This window comes from Enterococcus sp. DIV1537a (genome assembly GCF_051712085.1).
In the GTDB taxonomy this organism is placed as follows: Bacteria; Bacillota; Bacilli; order Lactobacillales; family Enterococcaceae; genus Enterococcus; species Enterococcus faecalis.
Window position 1 is genome coordinate 389,305 of record NZ_JBIOOE010000001.1, and the last position, 22,907, is coordinate 412,211.

Genomic DNA, 22,907 nt, shown 5'->3' on the forward strand with positions numbered 1-22,907 from the left:
TTATTATGACAATTGTACATGCAAGAGTAGATGAGCGTTTAATTCACGGACAAGTTGCAACTGTTTGGACAAATACGGTTGGAGCACAAAGAATCATGGTAGTAAATGATGCCGCGGTCAAAGATCAATTACAAATTGGTGCCTTAAAAATGGCTAAGCCTGCAGGAGTTAAATTATCCATTTTATCAAAACGTAAAGCGATTGAAAAAATTTTAGCAGGCAATTATGATGAAGAAAAAGTCTTTTTAATTACGAAAGACATTGCAGACATGGCGGCTTTAATTGATGGCGGTGTTCCGTTACAGAGCTTCAATGTCGGCAATATTTCTCAAAAAGAAGGCAGTCGAGCAATTAAAAAATCTGTTGCATTAACCGATGAAGATATTCAAACCGTTCGTCGTTTAACAGATAATGGGGTGACTATTACCGCACAGATGATCCCTTCTGAACCAAACGAAGCAATTTTAACTTTCATAAAATAGAAATGGAGATGAGAAGATGGAGCCAATCCGTTCAATCAGACAAAAATATAAGGACTTTTCCAAAGTAAATAAGAGAATCGCAGACTATATACTGAAGGATCCGACCCGTCTTCTCTCATTAACAGCAAACGAAATTGCTAGCAATAGCGAAACTTCTCCAGCGTCAGTTACCCGTTTTTCTAAACAATTAGGATTTGACAGCTGGGAAGAGTTAAAACTATCCATTGCAGCGGTACAAGCTGCCAGTAACGGTAAAAAAGATATTGATCCAATTGTAGCGGCAGATGATTCGGTGGATACTATTTGTATGAAAGTGGAATCTTTATTAAATGCTACGATTGAGGATTTGTTTTATACAGTGGATAAACAAGCCTTGGAACGAGCAATCGCGCATGTTAAAAAAGCGGAAAAAATTCATTTGGTTGGAATTGGTGCCTCTTCTTTAACGACTTATAATCTTTATCACAAGTTTAACCGCGCTGGTCGCCAAGCAATTTTTAATTATGATAGTCACATGATGTTGGAGTTTTTAAATTATGCAACGGCACAAGACATTTTGATCACGGTCTCCTATAGTGGTTTGACAAAAGAAGCCTTAATTGCCTGTGAAATTGCCAAAAATAGAGGCGCAACGGTTATTTTTATTACCAGTAACGATGGAGAAAACGTGCGATCATTGAGCGATGAAGTTCTTTTAGTACCAAATAATGAGCACCTTATTCGAGTTGGGGCTATTTCATCGATTGCTTCGTCAATGGCAATTGGCGATGTTCTGTATTTAGGTTCAATTCAAGATGATTTAGACACAGAAATTGAACGCAATATGATTGAAACGAGTCAACTTGTCAGCCGTCTAAAAGAGAAGTAGGGGTGTGCAAGCAAATGAACTTAGAAGGATTAACGACAGAAGCCAGAAATGAAGCGACTAAAAAGATTGACCAAGTGTCAACATTAGAGATGGTGACTTTAATAAATCAAGAAGACCAAAAGGTAGCACAAGCAATTGAAAAGGTGCTTCCGCAGATTGCTGCAGCAATTGATGCAGCGGCAGAACGATTTAAAAAAGGGGGCCGTTTAATCTATTGTGGTGCAGGAACGTCTGGACGTTTAGGTGCTTTGGATGCGATTGAATTAACGCCCACATATAGTGTGTCGCCAGAACGCGCATTTGGTATTTTAGCTGGTGGTGAAAAAGCAATGTATCAAGCAATTGAAGGCGCTGAAGACTCGAAAGAATTAGCTATCGAAGATTTAACGCAACATCAATTGACCGCCCGAGATGTCGTAATTGCGATTGCTGCTAGTGGTCGGACACCATATGCTGTTTCCGCAATTGAATACGGAAAAAAAGTGGGCGCTCTAACCATTTCAGTTACCTGTAATAATCAAAGTCCGATGAATCAATTGGCGGAAATTGGGATTGCGCCAATTGTAGGACCGGAAGTCATTACAGGATCAACTAGAATGAAAGCGGGTTCAGCACAGAAAATGGTGTTAAATATGTTTTCAACAGGGATTATGGTTAAAGTAGGGAATATCTATCAAAATTTGATGGTCAACGTACAACCAACGAACGAAAAATTAATTCAACGTGCCACGAATATCATTAAAGAAGCAGCAGAAATCGAGGAATCGCAAGCCAAAGAATACTTGGAGGCAGCACAGCTAGAAGTGGCACCAGCCATTGTAATGGCGAAAGCCCACGTTGATTTTCAAAAAGCCAAACAACTATTAGCAGAACATGACGGACGGATTTCAGAAGTTTTAGCATAGAAGTGGTGAACAATGAATCAAATCGCAATTCAAAAAACAATTCAGAGACTGATTAATCAGCAAGTCGTTCCGGGTGTCGCTTGGGGGACGATCACAGAAGATAGCTTATCAGAACAGTATACGGGCTTTTTAGGTAATACTGGTCCATTTGCAAGACAAAAGGTTTCATCAGCTAGCCTGTATGATTTAGCGTCCTTAACGAAAGTTATTGGGACAACAAATCGAATGTTACAATTAATCGATACAAATCAGCTTACTTTTTCAACCACTGTGGGGGAAATCCTACCTGATTATCAAGGACTATCTTGTTCGATTGGGGAGCTTCTACTGCATCAGAGCGGACTGCCAGCTGATGTTGTCGATAAGAAAAATGTCACAAAAAAAAGCTTGCAAGAAATCATTTTAACGCATTCGTTATCTGAACGAGGGAAAACCACTTATTCTGATTTAGGGTATTACTTATTGGGAGAAATTATTCAAGTATTGGATCGCTGCTCATTAGAAGAGAGCTTTCAAACATACGTATTTCAACCAATGAACCTACAGCATACAAGTTTTACGGTCAGCGATTTTGCCCAGGCAGTGCCCACAGAGATTACAAAACAACGCGGCGTTATTCAGGGAGTGGTCCACGATTCGAAAGCCTATCAACTAAAAGCGCCAATTGGCAGTGCAGGTTTATTTGCAACTTTACCAGATTTACTCACTTTTGTTCAGTGTTTTATGAACAATCGCTACCCGTCTGGCAAACCATTATTTTCTGAAAAAATGTTCACTGCTCTCTGGTCTATGAACCAAGGGGGACGTACATTTGGTTGGGAAGTGAAAAAGACGCAAGCAGGGGCAGACTATTTGTATCATACTGGCTTTACTGGAACGGCGATTGGTATGAAAAAAGAGACCAAAGAAGCCCTAATTTTGTTGACGAATCGGATTCATCCCACTCGTGAAGAACGTGGCTTTCTGAAAGCGCGAACAAAAATTTATCAGCAGTATTTTTAGGAGGATATGATGAAACCAAAATTAATTTTAATGAGCCATGGACGGATGGCAGAAGAAACCTTAGCTTCTACTCAAATGATTGTCGGGGAATTAGCAGACGCTGCGATTGTGTCAATGACCGCAGAAGATGGCTTGAGCGGCACGCAAGCAAAACTGGCAGCAATCTTAAAAGAAGCTGGCGATGTCCCGACGCTTGTATTAGCTGACTTAAAAGGAGGAACACCTTGTAATGTGGCTATGATGGTCATGGGCACTTATCCGCAATTGCGAGTAGTCGCTGGACTTAATTTAGCAATGGCAATTGAAGCAGCCGTGTCACCTGTGGAAAATGTGGATGAATTAGCTGCATATTTAACGCAAATTGGCCAATCTGCGGTGACCACGATTGACTTACCTGAATTAACAGATGAAGAAGAATTTGAAGAATAGCAAAAAGGTGTTGTCTCAAAGACAACACCTTTTTTTAAGAACCAGGGATATTCCGTGGTTCGTTTTTGGTTGTGACAAAGAAAAAGAACAGACTTAGTAAAATAACTAGGATGCCATCGTTAAACATCGGATTTACGAAGTTTAAAATAGCACTTAAGATGACTGGCACGGTAGCACAATACGTAATAATTTTTAAACAATCAATCAAACGTAAAGAATAAAAACGTAATTTTGAATAGAGAGACGCACCGATAGCGGCAATCAGTAAGTCTAAAACTAAACCGATTAGAACAGGGTAGATAGCCACTAAAAAGACAATGAGTTTTGTCCACCAGGGGATCGCTGCTTCGCTTAGCGCAGTCTTGATACTCTGAGCGTTAACGCCATCTAAGGTTCCTTTACTATAGGGGAAGATAAATTGGTCGGTGCCTAGAATTGATTCAGTTGCGCCTGAATTTGGTAAGGCGACTACAAATTCATCTTGTAAAAAAGCCAAACCAAACGCATTACCAATTAAATCCTTTTGGACATCAGCGGCTGTACGTTTTCCATCTGGATCAAACGTAAAAATAATCGAGTCGGTTTGATAAATAAAACCAGATTCTTTGGCCTTTGTTTGCAACGTGCCATTTTCAATAGAAAAGTCAGGCAACTTTTCTGCAATTTTTTGGCCATCTTGTTGCACCTCTTGTAGCACAGAAAAGACTTGTTTGGTAATAGGTAGTGCTAAAATAGCACTTAAAAAAACAGCATAGAGAATTACTTTCCAAAACGCCATTTTTTTCGCATGCCGTAATTCTGAAACTGAAAAAAAGGCCTGCTTAAATAATTGCAATGTATTCATTTATTTACTCCTCACATCATTCTTCTACAGGTCATTCTAGCGAATTTATGAGGGAAACACAAGGTAATCTCCCTCTTTTGTAAAACTTTTCTTTTGGCAAGCAAACTATTTTGTAGAAAGCGGTTCACTCTGTTATCATAATAGTTGTATGAAAGACGTATGTTACATACTAAAAAATAGGGGGATTTAAAAAATGACTTACACATTACCAGAATTACCATATGCTTATGATGCATTAGAACCTTACATTGACGTGGAAACAATGCACTTACACCATGATAAACACCACAACACTTATGTGACTAACTTAAACGCAGCGATTGAAAAACATCCAGAATTAGGCGAAAAATCTGTAGAAGACTTAATTTCAGATATGAATGCTATTCCTGAAGATATCCGCACAGCCGTTCGTAACAATGGTGGCGGCCACGCAAACCATACATTCTTCTGGGAAATTATGGCACCAAATGCTGGTGGACAACCAACTGGCGCTATTAAAGAAGCAATCGATGAAACATTTGGTAGCTTTGATGAAATGAAAGCTGCTTTCAAAACAGCTGCAACTGGCCGCTTTGGTTCAGGTTGGGCTTGGTTAGTTGTGAATAACGGTAAATTAGAAATCACTTCAACACCAAACCAAGATTCACCATTAATGGATGGCCAAACACCTGTTTTAGGTCTTGACGTTTGGGAACATGCGTATTACTTAAAATATAAAAACGTTCGTCCAGATTACATTGAAGCATTCTGGAACGTTGTTAACTGGGATAAAGTAAACGAACTTTTTGCAGCAGCAAAATAAGTTTGCCAATTGTGAAGGAAAGAGTCAAATGACGGCTGTCATTTGACTCTTTCCTTTTACAAATCCAGGGTCGAAATAGTTGTTCGTTTATGGCATACTAAAGTAAGTAGGGAAAGATAACGGATACATAAAGAAGGAGCTAAAAAAATGAATGTTATGATGCAAAAAGTACACGGGTCAGAAAATGATTTCTTTTTATTGGATGAAACACAGTTTGAGCGTTCTTTAACCGCTGAGGAAATTGAGCAATTGCGCATCCAGTTATGTTCGCGGGAAACAGGATTATTGGCGGGAGCAGATGGGTTACTTTTGGTAGGAGAAGGGACTCACGGCACGTCCAATGCTAGAATGCGAGTGATTAACAGCGATGGTAGTGAAGCAAGCATGTGCGGGAACGGCTTGCGTACGGTTGCCCGTTATTTATCTGAAAAAAACCAAGAAAAATCATTTACAGTTGAAACAATGTTTGCAGATTTGAAAGTACGTCAAGCCCCCAATTTAGCTGAAGAAGTAGCGACTTACCAAGTGGAAATTTCACCAGTAAGTTTTGAAGCAGTCACTATCCCAATGCATTTAGGGGTCCAAACATTAATTGATGAAATCGTACCAGCCTTATCTAACACCATTCGCTTTACAGCGGTAGCAGTGCCTAATCCGCACCTTGTAGCATTTGTAGATCACGAAACCTTAAATGGTCCAGAATTTGAACGAATCGCTACCTATGTAAATAATGAAAATCCATATTTTCCAGAAGGGATAAATGTGAGTTTTGTTGAAATTCTTGGCAAAAATCAACTATTTGTTCGAACGTATGAACGTGGTGTAGGTTTTACAAGTGCTTGTGGGACAGCTATGTGCGCAAGTAGTTTACTTTATACGTTATTGAAAGATGGTGTTTTTTATGAAGAAATAACCGTCAAAAATGCTGGAGGTATGGTGAAAACAGTCGTCCACGAAACGTCAGATGGCAGTTATTGGATGGAATTAATTGGGAATGCCACGATTACGCATTTGATTGAAGGATCATTGACTGATTTACTACATGGTGCATTTGAGAAAATAACTATCACTGAAACGAATGAACAGAAACATTATCAAGAATTTCTGCAAACACTTTCTCAAAAATAACAATTGTTCCTTGATAAAGCGCTCTTTTATTTTACAATTGTGTTAAGTTCTTGTTCCAAAAAATAAAAAATATTGCTTGAATAAGCAAACTATGAGAAAATAAAGGGCATGAATTAAGAATTATTCTTAGATAAACGAGGAAGTGTCTTATGAAACTATGGAAAAAAGTAGTACTGGGCTTCTTGAGCGTCTTGCTAGTGGTAGTAGCTGGGGTATGTGCTTACGGGATTAAGATGTATTCAGATGCCAATTCAACAATCAATGGGATCTATCAATCAGTTAACCGTAAGTCCAATAAAGGAGCCACGGCCAATATTGATGCACAAGAACCATTCTCTGTTCTTTTAATGGGGATTGACACAGGTGATTTAGGCCGAACAGAACAAGGTCGTTCAGATACTACAATGGTTGTAACCATCAACCCGAAAGAAAACAAGTCCACAATGATCAGTTTGGATAGAGATATTCTAACAGATATTGTTGGAAATGACACACAAGACAAATTGAACCATGCCTATGCATTTGGTGGCGCCGAAATGGCGATTAATACAGTCCAAGAATTACTGGATATTCCCATCCATCACTATGTATCCATCAATATGAAAGGGTTAAAAGACCTGATTGATGCGGTAGGCGGTATTGAAGTAGATAATACGATTGGTGAATTTACGTTGGACGGTATTACTGTTCCAGCAGGTAAAATCAAGTTAGATGGCACGACAGGTTTGGCTTATGCGCGGATGCGTCACGAAGATCCTGAAGGAGATGTGGGTCGTCAACGCCGCCAACGAGAAGTTGTTGAGAAAATTGTGCGCAAAGTCATGAGTTTAGATGGTGTTTCAAAATATCGAAAAATTCTTGATGCTGTTGAAGCCAATGTAAAAACAGACTTAACTTGGGATGACATGATGGACATCCAATCAAAATATTTATCTGCCTTTAAAAAAATTGATTCTGAACAATTACAAGGATATAGTGCAACCATTGATGATATTTATTATCAAGTCCTAGATCCAAATAGTTTATACAAAACACAAACAACACTTAGAAAACAACTTGGTTTAAAAGAACATGCTTCTGAACGTGAAAAAGATTTAGCCTTTTATAATCAGTTTAGCTATGCTGTTACAGATACTGCACTGATTGGTGAATCTGGTGATTCAAGTGCCAATAGTTCTACTAGTTCGAGTAGCACAGCGGACACCACAGCCGGACAAACAGAATACAACGGCAATACGCAACAAGCAGCAGAAGGAGCCTACGATCCGAATACGTACGTTGACCCAAATGCGTACACAGATCCAAACGCTTATGCTGATCCAAATACGTATGTGGATCCCAACGCACCACAATATTAAACTGTTAAACAAGCTCGAAAACTTCTATTTCTGATGGGAAATAGAAGTTTTTTTCTTTTATTCTAGAAATTTTTTTCAGAAGATGTTATAATTGGACTATACCAAAATAAACCGTAAGGAGCGAGTCAAAATGCAAATTATCCGTGTAGCAAATGCAGAAGAAGGCGGCAAAAAAGCGTTTGAATTAATTAAAGAAGGTATGAACAATGGTGCGAAAGTTTTAGGCTTAGCAACAGGTAGTACACCAGAAACATTATATAAAGAAATGACAGCAAGTGATGTCGACTTTACAGAAATGACTTCTGTAAACTTAGATGAATATGTTGGTTTAGGTGGCGAAGATGAGCAAAGTTACCGTTATTTCATGAACAAACACTTATTTGACAAAAAACCATTTAAAGAAACATTTGTACCAAATGGTAAAGCAGAAGATTTAGATGCTGCTTCCGCAGAGTATGAAAAAATTATCGATGCACATCCAGTAGATATCCAAATCTTAGGTATTGGTCAAAATGGACACATCGGCTTCAACGAACCAGGTACACCTCTAGATAGCTTAACACATGTCGTTGAGTTGACTGAATCAACAATCAACGCAAACAAACGTTATTTTGACAAAGTAGAAGATGTCCCAACGCGCGCTGTTTCTATGGGGATTGGTTCAATCATGAAAGGCAAAAAAATGATTTTAATGGCTTATGGCGAAGCAAAAGCAGAGGCCATTAAAGGCATGATTGACGGACCAGTAACAACAGACATGCCAGCAAGCGCATTACAAAACCATCAAGATGTTGTTGTAATCATTGATGATGCAGCTGCAAGTAAATTATAATCGTTGATTAAAAAGAACTTGAAACATAAGGAAATCTTTATGTTTCAAGTTCTTTTTTTGTTATACTGGAAGTAATAGAAGAAGAGGTGAAAAGGATGTTACAGCTAACAATTCCAGAAATTATTTTACGGTTAGTCCTAGCCATGGTGATGGGTGGCGCAATTGGTTTTGAAAGACAATATAAGAATCGCCCAGCAGGAATGCGCACTCACATTTTAGTTTGTATGGGCGCGGCTATTATTGCGTTAATTCAGTCGCAAATTGCAATCAATGCATTGAAAGATGCGTTAGCTAATCCGGCTTTGACGGGGGTCATTCGTTCAGATCAAGCAAGGTTGATTGCACAAGTTGTAAGTGGAATCGGCTTTTTAGGTGCTGGAACCATCATTGTAACGAAACAAAGTGTCACTGGATTGACGACAGCAGCGTCACTATGGACCGTTGCTGGTTTAGGGATCGCGGTGGGCATGGGCTACTATACGATTGCCTTAACAAGTTTTATCGGTGTATTATTTGCCTTAACCATTGTCAAACGAATTATTCACGTACCAACAATCAAAAAATTAGAAATTCGCTATCAACATAAACAAGAAACCAAAGAATTTATTAATCAGTATTTTGAAGAAAAACATATTGAAATTTATGATGTGAATTTCAATGTTTCTTGGGTAGATGATACAAAAATCTATACGAATATCTATACTATTGATTTGCCTAAAGGCCTAACGTATGCCGATGTTATCGAAGATCTATCTGTTTCAAATAATGTAACAAAATTACGATTGATTAATGTGTAGAAATTAAAAAATATCTCATGAAATGGATGCTTTTAGCGTTTGGTTTTATAGGGATAATGAAAATAGAGAGGGATGTATGATGAAAAATAATCAAGAAAAAGCTAATGAGAAAATGAATATCTCTAATTCTTCTTTTGATAAAATGAATACAAAAGTAGATCCTTCGCAAAATGGTTCACCCCTTCCATTTCAAGTGGGAGATTTTGCTTCTACCAGATTTGAAAAAGGAGAAGAAAAATCTAGCCGAGAAATACTCCAATTTTATTTGGTGGGCATTATTTTATCTCTTATTGGGTATCTAGGGTTAATAAAAATTCCCGTATTTAAGAATGTTTTGGAAAATACTATCGGTTCTTTTGTTATTTTAGCCTGCATCATAATTTTTAGCTTTATTTTCTCCAAAATTATCCAGGTTGCTTTTAAAAGAAAAAAGTAAGCCATTTTGCATAAGCTAATTGTTATCCTGTTTATCAGGGGCAATGAGAAAAGAAATTACTTATAGGTTAGAGTAGGGTACATAATAAAGTGGTTTCATACTCTAATTTATATATACCTTTTACTTAGGGAGGTGAAAAGTATGTTTGGTTGGATTAGTTCTTGGTTCGGTGGCGGCTCATTCGGCGGTGGCGGTGCCTCAGGAAGTTGGTAAAATAAAAAGCTAGAAACGTTAATCGTTTCTAGCTTTTTGCTATTTATCTAAACCGTAAAGATAGTCATCATCTTTCATGGCTTCAACTGTTCCTAGTAAATAGCCATTTCCTACTTGGGAGAAGAAGTCATGGTTGCTAGTTCCTGTCGAAATACCATTCATTACAATCGGGTTCACATCATTGGCCGTATCCGCAAATAAGGGATCCATACCTAAGTTCATTAAAGCTTTGTTGGCGTTGTAACGTAAAAAGGTTTTTACTTCTTCGGTCCAACCTAAGTCATCATATAATTCTTCTGTATAACGTTCTTCGTTTTCGTACAATTCGTAAAGTAAATTATACATCCAGTCTTTTAGTTTATCTTGCTCATCTTCTGGTAATTCATTAAATCCTAATTGGAATTTATAGCCAATATACGTGCCGTGCACTGATTCATCACGGATAATCAATTTAATAATTTCAGCGACGTTCGCTAGTTTATTGTTTCCTAAATAGTAAAGAGGAGTGTAAAACCCAGAATAGAATAAAAACGTTTCTAAAAATACACTAGCAATTTTTTTCTCTAACGGAGTACCGTTTTTATAAATTTCGTTAATCCGTTCTGCTTTATATTGCAGATGTTTGTTGGTATTTGTCCACTCAAAAATATCATCAATCTCTTTTTTTGTATTTAATGTACTGAAGATAGAAGAATAACTTTTGGCATGGACAGATTCCATGAATTGGATGTTATTTAAGACGGCTTCTTCATGGGGCGTCCGCACATCATTTCTCAGTTGATCCATACCGCTTTCTGATTGAACAGTATCTAATAAAGTTAAACCGCCAAAAACGTAGCCGACAGTAGTTTTTTCTAAATCGGAAAGAGTCCGCCAATCATCTAAGTCATTGGATAACGGAATCCGTGTATCTAACCAAAATTGTTCGGTTAATTTTTCCCAAGTGGATTTATCAATGACGTCTTCAATGGCGTTCCAGTTAATTGCTTCATAATACGTTGCCATGGTTATTCCTCCTGTATGCTGGGACAGCAGTCTGTTTGACTAGTTGTCTCGTTTCTTCGCTTAAAACGTTCTACAGAGTCCAAATAGGAGCGTGCAGCCGTTCTTCTTTGTCCAGTATATCTGAAAATGTCCTGTTTAAAAAGAGAACATTCCTAAAAAATAAGACGCTCAAGCAGAACGCCTTATTTAAGTGCTTTTCATTAAATCACGCAAGACTCACATTGATTGCTGCCAATTTCTTCAGCATCATCTGTAAATGTACGAATATAGTAAATTGATTTAATCCCTTTGTTGAACGCATAATGACGTAAAATGTTCAAGTCACGGGTTGTTTGTTTTGGTGTTTCTTTCCATTCATACAAGCCTTCAGGGATTTCTGAGCGCATAAACAAGGTTAAACTCATTCCTTGATCAACGTGTTGTTGCGCTGTTGCGTAGACATCAATCACTTTGCGCATATCCATGTCGTAAGCAGAAGTATAGTAAGGGATTGTATCATTAGCTAAATAAGGCGCTGGATAGTAAATCTTACCAATTTTCTTCTCTTGACGTTCTTCAATCATGCGAGTAATTGGATGAATGCTGGCACTAGTATCATTAATATATGAAATTGAACCATTTGGCGCTACGGCTAAACGATTTTGATGATAAAGACCATCTTTTTTCACAGCATCGCGTAATGCAGCCCAATCTTCAGCTGTTGGAATCTGAATGTCTTTGAAGATTTCTTTCACTTTATCAAATTTTGGTGTAAAGTTGCCTTCAATATATTTATCGAAGTAAGCACCAGAAGCATAATCTGATTTTTCAAAATTGTGGAAGACTTGGTTACGTTCTTTCGCAATTTGGTTACTTTCCATTAAAGTCCAGTAATTTAATAACATGAAATAAATATCTGTAAAGTCTAGTGATTCTTCAGAGCCGTATTCCATATGATTTTTAGCGAAGAAGGTGTGTAAGCCCATTGCGCCTAGCCCGATTGTATGGCTTAAACGATTTCCATTTTGGATAGTTGGTACGACATCAATTTCAGAAGCGTCTGTTACAAAAGTTAACGCACGCGTCATAGCGCGGACAGATTTTCCAAAGTCAGGACTTTCCATTAAATTAACAATGTTAGTTGAACCTAAGTTACAACTAATATCTGTTCCTAAAACTTCATATTCTTGTTTACCATTAATAACAGAAGGCGTTTGAACTTGAAGAATTTCAGAACATAAGTTACTCATGATAATCTTGCCATCAATCGGATTGTTTTTGTTAGCTGTATCAATATTGATGATATAAGGATAGCCAGATTCTTGTTGTAATTTAGAAATTTCATTTTCTAAGTCACGGGCTTTAATTTTACGTTTACGTATGTTTGGATTGGCCACTAGGTTATCATATTCTTTGGTAATATCTACATAGGAATAAGGTACACCATATTCACGTTCCACACTATAAGGACTAAATAAATACATATCTTCGTTGTTACGTGTTAATTCGTAAAATTTATCTGGAACAATAACACCAAGAGACAACGTTTTTACACGGATTTTTTCATCAGCGTTTTCTTTTTTAGCAGATAAGAACATTTCAATATCTGGATGGAAGACGTTTAGATAAACCACACCAGCACCTTGACGTTGACCTAGTTGGTTAGAGTAGCTAAAGCTATCTTCAAATAATTTCATAACAGGGACAACACCACTTGCTGCGCCATCATAACCTTTGATTGGTGCGCCCGCTTCACGTAAGTTTGAAAGAGTAATTCCTACGCCGCCGCCGATTCGTGATAATTGAAGGGCAGAATTAATTGAACGCCCAATGCTGTTCATATCATCTGTTACTTGAACTAAGAAACAAGAAACCAATTCACCTCGACGTTTACGCCCAGCGTTTAAGAAAGAAGGTGTGGCTGGTTGATACCGTTGATGGATCATTTCATCCGCCAATGTTAAAGCCAACTCTTCATCGCCATCCGCAAAATACAAGGCATTAAAGGCAACCCGATCTTCATATGTTTCTAAATACTCTGTTCCGGCGTTGTTCTTTAAAGCGTATTGAGAATAAAATTTATAAGCCGCCATGAAAGACTTGAATTGGAAATGTTGTTCATCTAAGAAAGCATATAATTTTTCAATAAAGTCCATTGAATATTTTTCGATGAATTCAGTTTCAATAAAATCTTCTTTCATTAAAAAGTTGATTTTTTCTTCAGCAGAGCTGAATTTACGTGTATTCGGTTCTACATTTTCTTTAAAGAAGGCTGCGAGTGCTTCTTTATCTTTATTTAAAGGGATTTGACCATCAACAGGACGGTTAATCTCGTTATTCAGTTTGAAATAGCTGACATCTTTAATTTCTTTTAGACTCAATTTCTTCCACTACTTTCTTAAAGGTCTCCACGTCTTCGTCTGTTCCGCTAAACTCAAAGGAGTATAGAAGCGGAACGTGATAATCGCGGGCAATATCTTTGGCGGTATAGACAAATAATTCAGCAAAATTACGGTTGCCCCCACCAGCTACACCAACTAACAGTTCTTGGTTACTTTTATAATCAATAAAGTCATTCACTACCTCTGTAATTTCTGCATCATAGGTAGGAATGACAAGAATAAAAGGCTCATTTATTTCAAAAAAAGGATTCGCTGGCTCAAGTTCATAAGCAGGCAAATCCAATTTTTTAATAAAGCGCCTTGTTTGACCGGTGACTGAAAAATAAACAAGTTTCATCTTAGCTAGCCAATTGTTTTAATTGGTCTGGACGGAAGCCAACAACGGTTGTTGCTTCAGATGTGATTACCGGTACGCTTTGGAACCCTTGTTCTTTTAACCAGTCGATAGCATCTGGTTGTGCGTCGATATTGATTTCTTCAAAAGCGATGTTATTTTCACTTAGGAAACGTTTCGCCATTTTACATTGGATACAGTTATTTTTTGAAAAGATTTTTACGTTCATTGAAAGTTCCTCCTCTTTTTTTCTACATAGACTAGTATAAATCTATGTAGAAAAAAGTCAACACTTTAACACTATATATTGTGGTGCGTTTTTCTCATAATACTAGTTTTTGTGTTTTTGAAAGAAAAATGAAAACACGTGAATCCTCGTTTTTGGGAGAAAAAACACATTGGTCAGTGTTTGACAAACAAAAAAATTAAAATTTTGAAAGAGAACATTTAGTGAAAAAACACTAAATATTGTGTTGACATTTGAGTTAGGCACAAGAAGAAAAAATAAGCGGATTTGTTATTGAATGAGTGGAATTTTACAGTAGCTAGTAACATAAAAAACAAGTGCTGACTTTTTTTCAAAAATGGTAACCTGAAAAAAGTGTCTCTATATAGAAGGAAAATAGAAGAAAACAGGAGATACATCCAGAAATTCATTGACTTTCCGTGTAAGCAAGCGTATTCTTTTAATTGAGAACGATTCTCATTTTTGTTTGAAACTTTTTCACATGGAGGAAAGTAAATGATTACGTTAGCGCAGGCAGAAGTTGGGAAAGTCTATACAGTCGAAAGCTTCCAAGCAGATGTTCAGACAAAGAAACATCTGAACAATTTAGGTATCGTTGCAGGCCAAGCAGTTGTCCTTGTCAATTATCAGAATCAAAATGGTATTGTTTTATTACATAATAGCCGAATTGCGCTGACAGATACGATTTTACAAGCGATTCATGTGGAGGAGCGCTCGGCGAATGAGAAAGTTTGGGTCTCCTTAGATACCTTGAAAGTTGGAGAACGCGCTACAATAGTAGGGATCCACGGACAAGGAGCGGTGAAACGTCGGTTGATGGACATGGGCTTAACAAAAGGAACAGTAATTTTTATTCGTAAAGTAGCTCCTTTAGCTGATCCAATTGAAATCAATGTACGTGGCTACGAACTAACGTTACGAAAAAGTGAAGCGGAACTAATCTTGGTTGAAAAGGAGGAAAGCGAATGACTCAGCAAATTGCACTAGCCGGCAACCCTAATAGCGGTAAAACGACAACGTTCAATATGTTAACAGGAGCCAACCAATATGTTGGAAACTGGCCAGGGGTGACTGTGGAACGCAAAGAGGGGATGGCAAAGAAAGATAAGACACTCATTATTCAAGATTTGCCAGGGATTTACTCTCTTTCTCCTTATACGCCTGAAGAAATTGTGGCACGAGATTATCTTTTGGAGGACCAACCTTCAGTGATTTTGAATATTCTCGATGTGACCAATTTGGAACGGAATCTTTATTTAACAACACAATTAATTGAAACTGGATTACCGGTTGTTTGTGCGTTAAATATGATGGATTTGTTGGAAAAAAACGGCCAAACATTGAATAGTGAAAAGTTAAGTTATGGCTTAGGCGTGCCTGTCGTTGAGATTAGTGCTTTGAAGAATCGTGGGTTGGATCATGCTTTAAAACAAAGTAAGCAGCGAGCGAATGCCATAGAGACAGAGGTTATTTATCCTTCTTATGATAATCGCTTAGAAGCAGCACTTGCTGAAATTGTTGATATTTTAGGAAATACTGTTCCTGAAACGCAACAGCGTTGGTATAGTTTAAAACTTTTTGAACGAGATGTTCGAACCAAAGAGCAATTATTATTGAGTTCTTTTCAAGAAAAAGAAATTGAAGAAGTCATACAAATTACCGAAAAAATCTTTCAAGATGAAAGTGAAGCCATTATCATTAATGAACGCTATGCCTTTATTGCTCGATTAATTGCTTTGTGTGCGACGAAAAAAACAGAAATGACATTTACTCACAGTGATAAGATTGACCGAGTGGTAACCAATCGGTGGTTGGCGTTGCCAATCTTTGCGTTTGTGATGTGGTTGGTCTATTACTTGTCTATTCAAACGGTTGGTACAATGGGGACAGACTGGTTAAACGATGTCTTTTTCGGGGAATGGGTTCCTCAATTTGTGGGAAATTGGTTGGCGCAATGGCAAGTAGCGCCATGGATGCAAAGTTTAATTTTAGATGGGATCATTGCAGGTGTTGGGGCTGTGTTAGGCTTTTTACCACAACTGGCCGTCCTGTTTTTATGTTTAGGTTTTTTAGAAGATTGTGGCTATATGGCACGGATTGCCTTTGTCATGGATCGCTTGTTTCGGAAATTCGGCCTATCCGGTAAGTCGTTTATTCCAATGTTAATTGCGACAGGTTGTGGGGTCCCAGGCGTGATGGCTAGTCGAACGATTGAAAACGAACGTGATCGGCGAATGACTATTATGGTCACGACTTTTATGCCGTGTTCGGCGAAGTTGCCAATTATCGCTCTGATTGCAGGTGCATTTTTTCCTAACCAAAGTTGGGTCTCGCCCTCTGCTTATTTCTTAGGGGTTGCTGCCATTGTGTTATCAGGAATTGCTTTAAAAAAGACCAAGCATTTTTCGGGAGATCCAGCACCATTCATTATGGAACTTCCCGCCTATCATTTGCCACAGCTTAGAAGTGTGGTTCGACATGCCTATGAACGATGTCGCTCATTTGTAAAAAAAGCAGGCACGATTATTTTTGTTTCCAGTATTCTCATTTGGTTCATGTCCCATTATTCTGTGACGTTTCAACCCGTTCCAGAAAGTCAAAGTATTCTAGCATTTCTAGGTAAAGGGTTGGCGGTGCTATTTATCCCATTAGGTTGGGGGAATTGGCAAGGGGCAGTTGCTACAATTACAGGATTGATAGCGAAAGAAAATATTATTGGTACCTTAGGCATTTTATTTGGCAATGTGAAAGATGTTTCTGAAAACGGGGTAGAAGTCTGGGGCGCACTGCAACACACCTTTACGCCAGTCGCGGCCTATTCGTTCTTAACTTTTAACTTATTATGTGCACCTTGTTTTGCTGCAATTGGCGCAATTCGTCGTGAAATGGGAGACCTCAAATGGACATTAGGAGCCATTGGTTATCAATGCGGTTTGGCTTATATGGTTAGTTTTGTGATTTATCAATTGGGCCATGTGTTAGTCGAAAAAGGCACACTAACTCTGGGGACTTTTTTAGCGATGGGTGTTGTTTTAGCTGGATTTTATTTCCTTATAAGAAAACCAAAGCCAGTCAAAGAAAGTGTCCAAGCAATCACTTCTTTAGAAAGAGGGTAATAACGGATGGCAACAATTATTTTATCCATTTTAATTTTTGGAACAGCAGGAATCATCACCTATCGACGAATCAAAAAAGGGGAAAGTTGTGAAGGTTGTCAAACAGCTTGTCCTGTAAAAAAAGAACAATCTTCACAAGAATAACAACTGAAAAAAATTCCCTCTTGTATAAATAATAGCGGAGTGCTACAATATTGAGGTAGCTGAAAAGCCATTTTATACAACGGGGGCATAGCTCAGTTGGTTAGAGCATCTGACTCTTAATCAGAGGGTCTAGGGTTCGAATCCCTATGCCCCCATTGGGTGCCAAACCCACGAGAACGGTATTCTGTCGGCGTCTTAGGACGTTTCGAAGACGGAGTACGCGTTCTCTTTTTTTACATAAAATGTCGTGTGTCGTGAGAGATACACTAGTTAAATCGTTTAAAGAATGCTACGCTTAGAAGAGCGAGAAAGTACGTTATATAAAAAAGTTAAAATTTTTTCAGGCTAAAAAAGCGAATTTAACAAAAAGCGCACTTTTTGGTTCCTATGAAACGAAAAAGTACGTACTATGCAGCATGTACGGCACGGTATATGATGATATCAGAAAACGTTAAAGGAGCGAATCAAATGATTACATCACTAGCAGATACAGTAATATTAAACAACGGCACTAAAATTCCAGGAATGGGTCTCGGAGTATTCCAAATACCAGATGAAGAGACAGCAAAAGTAGTCGAAGAAGGGATTATCAATGGTTATCGTTTAATCGATACAGCGCAAATCTATGGCAATGAATCTGGCACAGGAGCGGGAATTAAAGCAGGCTTAGCGGCAACTGGTTTGAACCGTGAGGACTTATTTGTTACCTCGAAAGTTTGGAACGCGCATATTTCCTATGATGAAACAATTCAAGCTTTCAATGATAGTTTGGAACGTTTAGGTTTAGATTATTTAGATTTGTATTTAATTCATTGGCCAGGAAATAATTCTTACAAAGAATCATGGCAAGCTTTAGAAACTTTATATGCTGAAGGAAAAGTGAAAGCGATTGGTGTCAGCAACTTCCAAGTTCATCATTTAGAAGATTTACTTTCTTATGCAAAAGTTGTTCCGGTAATTAACCAAGTGGAACTACATCCAAAATTGGATCAAAAAGAAGTACGTGATTTCTGTGAAAAACATGATATCAAAGTCCAAGCTTGGTCACCATTGATGCAAGGTCAATTATTATCGAATGAAACTATTTTGGCGATTGCTGAGAACCATAATAAATCAGCAGCGCAAGTGATTTTACGTTGGGATATTCAACAAGATATCTTATTAGCCGTGAAATCTGTCCACAAAGAACGGATGATTAGCAATGCAGCGGTCTTTGATTTTGAACTAAGTGCAGAAGAAATGGCGCAAATTAACCAATTGAATGAATCGTTACGTGTGGGACCAGATCCAGACACGTTTGATTTCTAAAAATTAACTAGGAGAAGATACAATGAGTGAAGCAGTTAAAGGTTTTTCAGTAGTCAACCACGTGGGGATTACAGTCAGTAATTTGGATGAATCAGTAAAGTTTTATGAAGCATTAACAGGAACAAAAATCGCAAATCGTGATGAAATTGGTGGAAAACGGATGGTCCAAACACAAGGGTTAGATGATACATTAATCAAGTATGCCAATGTGCATCTAGAAAACATCAATATTGATTTATTAGAATATGTTAAACCAAAATCAGAAAAAGCTTCTTATTCCAACGAACAAATTAGTGCAATGCATCTGTGTTTCGAAGTGGAAGATATTGATGCAGCTGTTGCACGTTTAAGAGCGATTGGCGTAGAACCTGATGGAGAACCGATTACATTCCAAGAAGAAGATGGCTTGAAGAGCGGTTTTGGTACAGGTGTCGCTTACTTTACCGATCCAGATGGTACAAATTTAGAATTGATTGCTCCTAAAGGTCCATTTACACGAAATTAAGTTAAAAGACTTTCAAACAAACATCAAAAAGACCCCCTCATTCTAGTACCAGTAACTAGAATGAGGGGTTCTTTTTATTTTTTTAGACAGAAGCAGCTAAAGAAAAGATATTCCAAATCCGTAATTGATGGTATACTAAAACGTAACAAATAAAGGAGGAAGACAATTGATTCTTAGCGTCTTAACAGTTATTTATTTTATTAATGCAATTATTGCGGGAATTACCATTTTGTTAAAACCTCGAGATGTAGCAGCAATTTGGGCATGGCTACTCGTACTGATTGCTCTACCCGTTTTTGGTTTTTTCTTATATTTATTCTTTGGGCGCGGTTTAACCGACAAAAAGAAATTTTATTTGCAACAAAGTGATTTACGGGAATTAGAGAATTTTCAGAACTTCCAAGAAGAAAGTTTTGAACTTTATAGTCAAAAGATGCCGACGGAGGAGCAACAACAGTTTACAGACTTTTTTTCCTCGTTAAATAGGATGCCCCTGACTAAGAAAAATGATGTTGAAATTTTTACGGATGGTACGGAAAAATTCAATGCGTTGATGGCGGACATAAAAAAAGCTCAGCACTCCATTCATATTGAATATTATGCCTTTGTAACGGATCATATCGGTACCAAAATTTTGAACTTATTAGAAGAAAAGGCGGCTGAAGGGGTTGAAGTGCGGTTGCTTTACGATGCCTTTGGCTCAAAGGGCACCAAGGTTCATCATTTGAATGAATTGAAAAAAAACGGCGGTTTTGTCCAAACGTTTATTACTTCTCAAAAAGCACTTTTGAAGTTTCGTTTGAATTATCATGATCACCGGAAAATTGTTGTTATTGATGGGAAAGTAGGCTACATTGGCGGCTTTAATGTTGCCGATCAATATGCTGGAACGACTAAAAAGTTTGGCTATTGGCGGGATACACATTTACGGATTCAAGGGCCAGCAGCCTCATTACTGCAAATGCGTTTTTTAATGGATTGGAACGTCTCTTCCCCTGAGAAAAATCGTGTGGCGTATCAATTGGATTATTTCTTTAAACTTGAAGCGTTGGTGCCAGAGGCAAATACATCCATTCAGATGATTGCCAGTGGTCCTAATAGTGACCGTGAACAAATTAAATTGGCCTTTATTAAATTGATTACTTCTGCCAAGAAAAGAGTCTGGATTCAAACGCCGTATTTAGTTCCTGATGATAGTGTCTTGGCGGCTTTAAAGGTTGCTGCGGCTTCAGGAGTAGATGTTAAAATTATGATTCCAGATAAGCCCGACCATCCGTTTATTTATCGAGCAACACAGTATTACGGGCGCTTGTTGATGAAAGAAAATATTGAAATTTTAATTTATAACGGTGGTTTCTTACATGCGAAAACAATGATTATGGATGATGAAGTCTGCACAGTAGGTTCAGCCAATCAAGATATCCGAAGTTACAAATTAAACTTTGAAGCAAATGCTGTGTTATATGATAAAAAAATCATTGATCAATTAGAAGCAATTTTCTTAGAAGATCGAAAAAAATGTACAACAATGACTCCAGAAGTTGTTCGCGACATGTCAAAATGGTTGATTTTTAAACAACAAATTTCACGATTATTTTCACCAATTCTTTAAAACTGTTTTTCACAAAATGACGAACTTCTGATCCGAAGTTCGTCATTTTTCTTCGGGAATTTTATAAAAGTATAGAAAATCACAAAAAAAGTCAAAAAAATTTTAAAGAATATTTTTAATTTTATTCGTTATTTTTTTATCTGTAGTTGCTGTTAAAACAAATAAATATTATTTTTAATTTGTTATTTTATTTTTGTGAAAAAGGGACATCTTTTATAAAAGTAAAAAAAATTAAGCAAAGAGTGTTGACAAAAAAAACGAAAAGGAATATGCTACATGTACAAGTTAAATACAAAGCAATGACAGAAAAGCAGTAGAGAAATAACCACTGTTACAGAAAGCTAGTGGCGCTGGAAACTAGTACACGTTATTTATCGAATTACATTCTTGAGCTTCTGCCTACAGGGCACGGGTAACAGCGTTATTTGTTAAGAGGTATATAGTATTTTAAATAAACTAAACTATGTATAAATTTGGGTGGTACCACGAGAAATTCGTCCCTAAGTCGTTTCGATGGCTTAGGGATTTTTTGTATTCTTTTTTTGAATACGTGGCAGACCAAAGAAAATTTCGTGAACCCGTGTATACATAGAAATAAACACGGAATATCGTGTAAAAACAAGTGTGTTAATCGTTTATTTCTTTAAATGAACGATTTCCTATAAAGAGATAATTATAAATATGGAGGGTGATAACATGAATATCATTGACGAGCTAGCATGGCGTGATGCAATCAATCAACAAACAAACGAAGAAGGACTAAGAGAACTTACAGAAAATACGAGCATTTCGCTATATTGCGGTGTCGATCCAACTGGAGATAGCATGCATATTGGACATTTAATTCCTTTTATGATGATGAAACGATTCCAATTAGCAGGTCATCACCCATACATTTTAATTGGTGGCGGAACTGGAACAATTGGTGACCCAAGTGGACGAACAACTGAACGTGTTTTACAAACGATGGAAGCTGTGCAACATAATGTGGACAGTCTTTCAAATCAAATGAAAAAATTATTTGGTAAAGATGCTGAGGTAACAATGGTGAACAACTACGATTGGTTATCAGAACTATCTTTATTAGATTTTTTAAGAGATTACGGGAAAAACTTTAATGTCAACACGATGTTGGCAAAAGACATTGTCGCTAGTCGTTTAGAAAGTGGCATTTCCTTTACAGAATTCACATACCAAATTCTTCAATCAATTGACTTTTACACATTGCATAAAAAACATAATATTCAATTGCAAATTGGTGGCGCTGATCAATGGGGCAATATCACTGCAGGATTAGATTTGATTCGTAAAAAAGAAGGACCAGAAGCCAAAGTATTCGGGTTAACCATTCCTTTAATGCTAAAAGCAGATGGTACAAAATTTGGGAAAACAGCGGGTGGCGCTATCTGGTTAGATCCTAAGAAAACCTCACCATTTGAATTCTACCAATTCTGGTTAAACCAAGATGATCGTGATGTCATCAAATACTTGAAATTCTTTACTTTCTTAGATAAAGAAGAAATCGATGCGTTAGCTGAAAAAGTTGAAAAAGAACCAGGTAAACGTGAAGCACAAAGACGCTTAGCTGAAGAAGTGACACGATTTGTTCACGATGATGCAGCATTAGAAGAAGCGCAAAAAATTTCAGAAGCTCTTTTCTCAGGCAATATTAAAGACTTAACGATTGAGGAAATCGAGCAAGGGTTAGAACATGTGCCAACTGTTGAAATTACCAAAGATGCTAAAAACATCGTAGATTGGTTAGTTGACACAGAAATCGAACCATCAAAACGTCAAGCTCGCGAAGATGTGAGCGGAGGAGCTATAAGTATTAACGGTGACCGAGTTACCGATTTAGATTTTGCAGTCGATCCAACACAACATTTCGATGGAAAATTCGTTGTTGTACGGAAAGGGAAGAAAAATTACTTTTTAGCAAAAGTAATGGATTAGAAATTGATAATAATTTCACGAAGAGAAGACGTGTGATTATTTGATCAAAGTTAAAATTCTATTTCTCCTTACAGGTAGTGGTGAAACCGTTAATACACCTAATAAGAGTGGGATTGTACACACAATCCCACTCTTATTTTTTTATATAATGGTTCTGACAAGACACCTTGTGAAAAAATTATAAAATTAAAGAGCTATGATAACCA

General features: G+C 37.4%; 23 protein-coding genes, 1 tRNA gene and 1 other annotated feature. Of the genes, 19 read left to right on the top strand and 5 right to left on the bottom strand.

All coding sequences use genetic code 11. The features are described from left to right. Positions 1 to 5: 5 nt before the first annotated feature. From IGJ41_RS02050 to IGJ41_RS02070, 5 genes are read left to right on the top strand one after another with little or no spacing between them, the layout of a single operon-like run. Positions 6 to 482, top strand: coding sequence for a PTS system mannose/fructose/N-acetylgalactosamine-transporter subunit IIB (locus IGJ41_RS02050; RefSeq protein WP_002355337.1), 477 nt, complete (start codon positions 6 to 8; stop codon positions 480 to 482). A gap of 16 nt (positions 483 to 498) precedes the next feature. Next, a complete protein-coding gene (locus IGJ41_RS02055; protein ID WP_002355339.1) occupies positions 499 to 1,350 on the top strand; it encodes a MurR/RpiR family transcriptional regulator in 852 nt (283 codons plus the stop codon). Positions 1,351 to 1,364: 14 nt separating this feature from the next. Then, positions 1,365 to 2,255 (top strand): N-acetylmuramic acid 6-phosphate etherase, encoded by an 891-nt coding sequence (gene murQ, locus IGJ41_RS02060; protein ID WP_002355340.1) that lies wholly within the window; start codon positions 1,365 to 1,367, stop codon positions 2,253 to 2,255. Positions 2,256 to 2,267: 12 nt separating this feature from the next. Beyond that, positions 2,268 to 3,257, top strand: coding sequence for a serine hydrolase domain-containing protein (locus IGJ41_RS02065; RefSeq protein ID WP_438713790.1), 990 nt, complete (start codon positions 2,268 to 2,270; stop codon positions 3,255 to 3,257). Positions 3,258 to 3,266: 9 nt separating this feature from the next. Continuing rightward, the gene (locus IGJ41_RS02070; RefSeq protein ID WP_438713792.1) at positions 3,267 to 3,686 is read left to right on the top strand and encodes a PTS sugar transporter subunit IIA; all 420 of its coding nucleotides are present in this window, start codon (positions 3,267 to 3,269) and stop codon (positions 3,684 to 3,686) included. 34 nt (positions 3,687 to 3,720) lie between these two features. On the opposite strand, the gene IGJ41_RS02075 is transcribed toward IGJ41_RS02070, so the two are convergent. Continuing rightward, the gene (locus IGJ41_RS02075) at positions 3,721 to 4,530 is read right to left on the bottom strand and encodes a DUF1189 domain-containing protein (protein ID WP_002355344.1); all 810 of its coding nucleotides are present in this window, start codon (positions 4,528 to 4,530) and stop codon (positions 3,721 to 3,723) included. 193 nt (positions 4,531 to 4,723) lie between these two features. Here IGJ41_RS02075 and IGJ41_RS02080 point away from each other — a divergent pair, with 193 nt between their 5' ends. The 6 genes from IGJ41_RS02080 to IGJ41_RS02105 all read left to right on the top strand — a co-directional run bounded on the left by IGJ41_RS02080 (position 4,724) and on the right by IGJ41_RS02105 (position 9,883). Beyond that, positions 4,724 to 5,332: a superoxide dismutase gene (locus IGJ41_RS02080; RefSeq protein WP_002361201.1), complete on the top strand. Its 609-nt coding sequence runs from the start codon at positions 4,724 to 4,726 to the stop codon at positions 5,330 to 5,332. Between the two features lie 147 nt (positions 5,333 to 5,479). After that, complete coding sequence (gene dapF, locus IGJ41_RS02085; RefSeq protein ID WP_173963808.1) at positions 5,480 to 6,460, top strand: diaminopimelate epimerase; 981 nt, start codon at positions 5,480 to 5,482, stop codon at positions 6,458 to 6,460. A 149-nt stretch (positions 6,461 to 6,609) separates the two neighbouring features. Continuing rightward, positions 6,610 to 7,818, top strand: coding sequence for an LCP family glycopolymer transferase (locus IGJ41_RS02090; RefSeq protein ID WP_173963807.1), 1,209 nt, complete (start codon positions 6,610 to 6,612; stop codon positions 7,816 to 7,818). A 130-nt stretch (positions 7,819 to 7,948) separates the two neighbouring features. Beyond that, a complete protein-coding gene (nagB, locus tag IGJ41_RS02095; RefSeq protein ID WP_002355352.1) occupies positions 7,949 to 8,650 on the top strand; it encodes a glucosamine-6-phosphate deaminase in 702 nt (233 codons plus the stop codon). Positions 8,651 to 8,745: 95 nt separating this feature from the next. Next, positions 8,746 to 9,447 carry an MgtC/SapB family protein gene (locus IGJ41_RS02100; protein WP_002355354.1) on the top strand — a complete coding sequence of 234 codons (702 nt, stop codon included), beginning with the start codon at positions 8,746 to 8,748 and terminating at the stop codon, positions 9,445 to 9,447. A gap of 79 nt (positions 9,448 to 9,526) precedes the next feature. Then, entirely contained in the window at positions 9,527 to 9,883 is a 357-nt protein-coding gene (locus IGJ41_RS02105; protein ID WP_002375865.1) for a hypothetical protein, read from the top strand. Between the two features lie 252 nt (positions 9,884 to 10,135). Here IGJ41_RS02105 and nrdF read toward each other — a convergent pair whose 3' ends face one another. The 4 genes from nrdF to IGJ41_RS02125 all read right to left on the bottom strand — a co-directional run bounded on the left by nrdF (position 10,136) and on the right by IGJ41_RS02125 (position 14,045). Further along, complete coding sequence (gene nrdF / locus IGJ41_RS02110) at positions 10,136 to 11,101, bottom strand: class 1b ribonucleoside-diphosphate reductase subunit beta (RefSeq protein WP_002355357.1); 966 nt, start codon at positions 11,099 to 11,101, stop codon at positions 10,136 to 10,138. Positions 11,102 to 11,301: 200 nt separating this feature from the next. After that, the gene (gene nrdE, locus IGJ41_RS02115) at positions 11,302 to 13,461 is read right to left on the bottom strand and encodes a class 1b ribonucleoside-diphosphate reductase subunit alpha (RefSeq protein WP_002355358.1); all 2,160 of its coding nucleotides are present in this window, start codon (positions 13,459 to 13,461) and stop codon (positions 11,302 to 11,304) included. After that, the gene (nrdI, locus tag IGJ41_RS02120) at positions 13,442 to 13,819 is read right to left on the bottom strand and encodes a class Ib ribonucleoside-diphosphate reductase assembly flavoprotein NrdI (protein ID WP_010827138.1); all 378 of its coding nucleotides are present in this window, start codon (positions 13,817 to 13,819) and stop codon (positions 13,442 to 13,444) included. The genes nrdE and nrdI overlap by 20 nt, the downstream gene beginning before the upstream one ends. 1 nt (position 13,820) lies before the next feature. Continuing rightward, positions 13,821 to 14,045, bottom strand: coding sequence for a redoxin NrdH (locus IGJ41_RS02125; protein WP_002355360.1), 225 nt, complete (start codon positions 14,043 to 14,045; stop codon positions 13,821 to 13,823). 513 nt (positions 14,046 to 14,558) lie between these two features. Between IGJ41_RS02125 and IGJ41_RS02130 the strand changes: the two genes are divergently transcribed. The 8 genes from IGJ41_RS02130 (at position 14,559) to tyrS (ending at position 22,701) form a co-directional block, all read left to right on the top strand. After that, a complete protein-coding gene (locus IGJ41_RS02130) occupies positions 14,559 to 15,032 on the top strand; it encodes a ferrous iron transport protein A (RefSeq protein WP_010827139.1) in 474 nt (157 codons plus the stop codon). Then, positions 15,029 to 17,179, top strand: coding sequence for a ferrous iron transport protein B (feoB, locus tag IGJ41_RS02135; RefSeq protein WP_010827140.1), 2,151 nt, complete (start codon positions 15,029 to 15,031; stop codon positions 17,177 to 17,179). The genes IGJ41_RS02130 and feoB overlap by 4 nt, the downstream gene beginning before the upstream one ends. 6 nt (positions 17,180 to 17,185) lie before the next feature. Further along, a complete protein-coding gene (locus IGJ41_RS02140) occupies positions 17,186 to 17,323 on the top strand; it encodes a FeoB-associated Cys-rich membrane protein (RefSeq protein WP_010827141.1) in 138 nt (45 codons plus the stop codon). 81 nt (positions 17,324 to 17,404) lie between these two features. Then, positions 17,405 to 17,478 (top strand) — tRNA-Lys (locus IGJ41_RS02145). Positions 17,479 to 17,755: 277 nt separating this feature from the next. Then, a complete protein-coding gene (locus IGJ41_RS02150) occupies positions 17,756 to 18,631 on the top strand; it encodes an aldo/keto reductase (RefSeq protein WP_025191079.1) in 876 nt (291 codons plus the stop codon). 22 nt (positions 18,632 to 18,653) lie between these two features. Further along, positions 18,654 to 19,136, top strand: a complete 483-nt coding sequence (locus IGJ41_RS02155; RefSeq protein WP_010827143.1) for a VOC family protein — start codon at positions 18,654 to 18,656, stop codon at positions 19,134 to 19,136. A gap of 166 nt (positions 19,137 to 19,302) precedes the next feature. Further along, a complete protein-coding gene (cls, locus tag IGJ41_RS02160; RefSeq protein WP_002361214.1) occupies positions 19,303 to 20,748 on the top strand; it encodes a cardiolipin synthase in 1,446 nt (481 codons plus the stop codon). A gap of 290 nt (positions 20,749 to 21,038) precedes the next feature. Continuing rightward, positions 21,039 to 21,253: a binding site (T-box leader), on the top strand. Between the two features lie 191 nt (positions 21,254 to 21,444). Beyond that, complete coding sequence (gene tyrS / locus IGJ41_RS02165; RefSeq protein WP_002355444.1) at positions 21,445 to 22,701, top strand: tyrosine--tRNA ligase; 1,257 nt, start codon at positions 21,445 to 21,447, stop codon at positions 22,699 to 22,701. Positions 22,702 to 22,907 lie beyond the last annotated feature (206 nt).

Excerpts from the sequence above, each read along its gene's own strand:
- IGJ41_RS02050 (WP_002355337.1), top strand. The coding sequence starts at position 6 with ATGACAATTGTACATGCAAGAGTAGATGAGCGTTTAATTCACGGACAA.
- IGJ41_RS02055 (WP_002355339.1), top strand. The coding sequence starts at position 499 with ATGGAGCCAATCCGTTCAATCAGACAAAAATATAAGGACTTTTCCAAA.
- murQ (WP_002355340.1), top strand. The coding sequence starts at position 1,365 with ATGAACTTAGAAGGATTAACGACAGAAGCCAGAAATGAAGCGACTAAA.
- IGJ41_RS02065 (WP_438713790.1), top strand. The coding sequence starts at position 2,268 with ATGAATCAAATCGCAATTCAAAAAACAATTCAGAGACTGATTAATCAG.
- IGJ41_RS02070 (WP_438713792.1), top strand. The coding sequence starts at position 3,267 with ATGAAACCAAAATTAATTTTAATGAGCCATGGACGGATGGCAGAAGAA.
- IGJ41_RS02075 (WP_002355344.1), bottom strand. The coding sequence starts at position 4,530 with ATGAATACATTGCAATTATTTAAGCAGGCCTTTTTTTCAGTTTCAGAA.
- IGJ41_RS02080 (WP_002361201.1), top strand. The coding sequence starts at position 4,724 with ATGACTTACACATTACCAGAATTACCATATGCTTATGATGCATTAGAA.
- dapF (WP_173963808.1), top strand. The coding sequence starts at position 5,480 with ATGAATGTTATGATGCAAAAAGTACACGGGTCAGAAAATGATTTCTTT.
- IGJ41_RS02090 (WP_173963807.1), top strand. The coding sequence starts at position 6,610 with ATGAAACTATGGAAAAAAGTAGTACTGGGCTTCTTGAGCGTCTTGCTA.
- nagB (WP_002355352.1), top strand. The coding sequence starts at position 7,949 with ATGCAAATTATCCGTGTAGCAAATGCAGAAGAAGGCGGCAAAAAAGCG.
- IGJ41_RS02100 (WP_002355354.1), top strand. The coding sequence starts at position 8,746 with ATGTTACAGCTAACAATTCCAGAAATTATTTTACGGTTAGTCCTAGCC.
- IGJ41_RS02105 (WP_002375865.1), top strand. The coding sequence starts at position 9,527 with ATGAAAAATAATCAAGAAAAAGCTAATGAGAAAATGAATATCTCTAAT.
- nrdF (WP_002355357.1), bottom strand. The coding sequence starts at position 11,101 with ATGGCAACGTATTATGAAGCAATTAACTGGAACGCCATTGAAGACGTC.
- nrdI (WP_010827138.1), bottom strand. The coding sequence starts at position 13,819 with ATGAAACTTGTTTATTTTTCAGTCACCGGTCAAACAAGGCGCTTTATT.
- IGJ41_RS02125 (WP_002355360.1), bottom strand. The coding sequence starts at position 14,045 with ATGAACGTAAAAATCTTTTCAAAAAATAACTGTATCCAATGTAAAATG.
- IGJ41_RS02130 (WP_010827139.1), top strand. The coding sequence starts at position 14,559 with ATGATTACGTTAGCGCAGGCAGAAGTTGGGAAAGTCTATACAGTCGAA.
- feoB (WP_010827140.1), top strand. The coding sequence starts at position 15,029 with ATGACTCAGCAAATTGCACTAGCCGGCAACCCTAATAGCGGTAAAACG.
- IGJ41_RS02140 (WP_010827141.1), top strand. The coding sequence starts at position 17,186 with ATGGCAACAATTATTTTATCCATTTTAATTTTTGGAACAGCAGGAATC.
- IGJ41_RS02150 (WP_025191079.1), top strand. The coding sequence starts at position 17,756 with ATGATGATATCAGAAAACGTTAAAGGAGCGAATCAAATGATTACATCA.
- IGJ41_RS02155 (WP_010827143.1), top strand. The coding sequence starts at position 18,654 with ATGAGTGAAGCAGTTAAAGGTTTTTCAGTAGTCAACCACGTGGGGATT.
- tyrS (WP_002355444.1), top strand. The coding sequence starts at position 21,445 with ATGAATATCATTGACGAGCTAGCATGGCGTGATGCAATCAATCAACAA.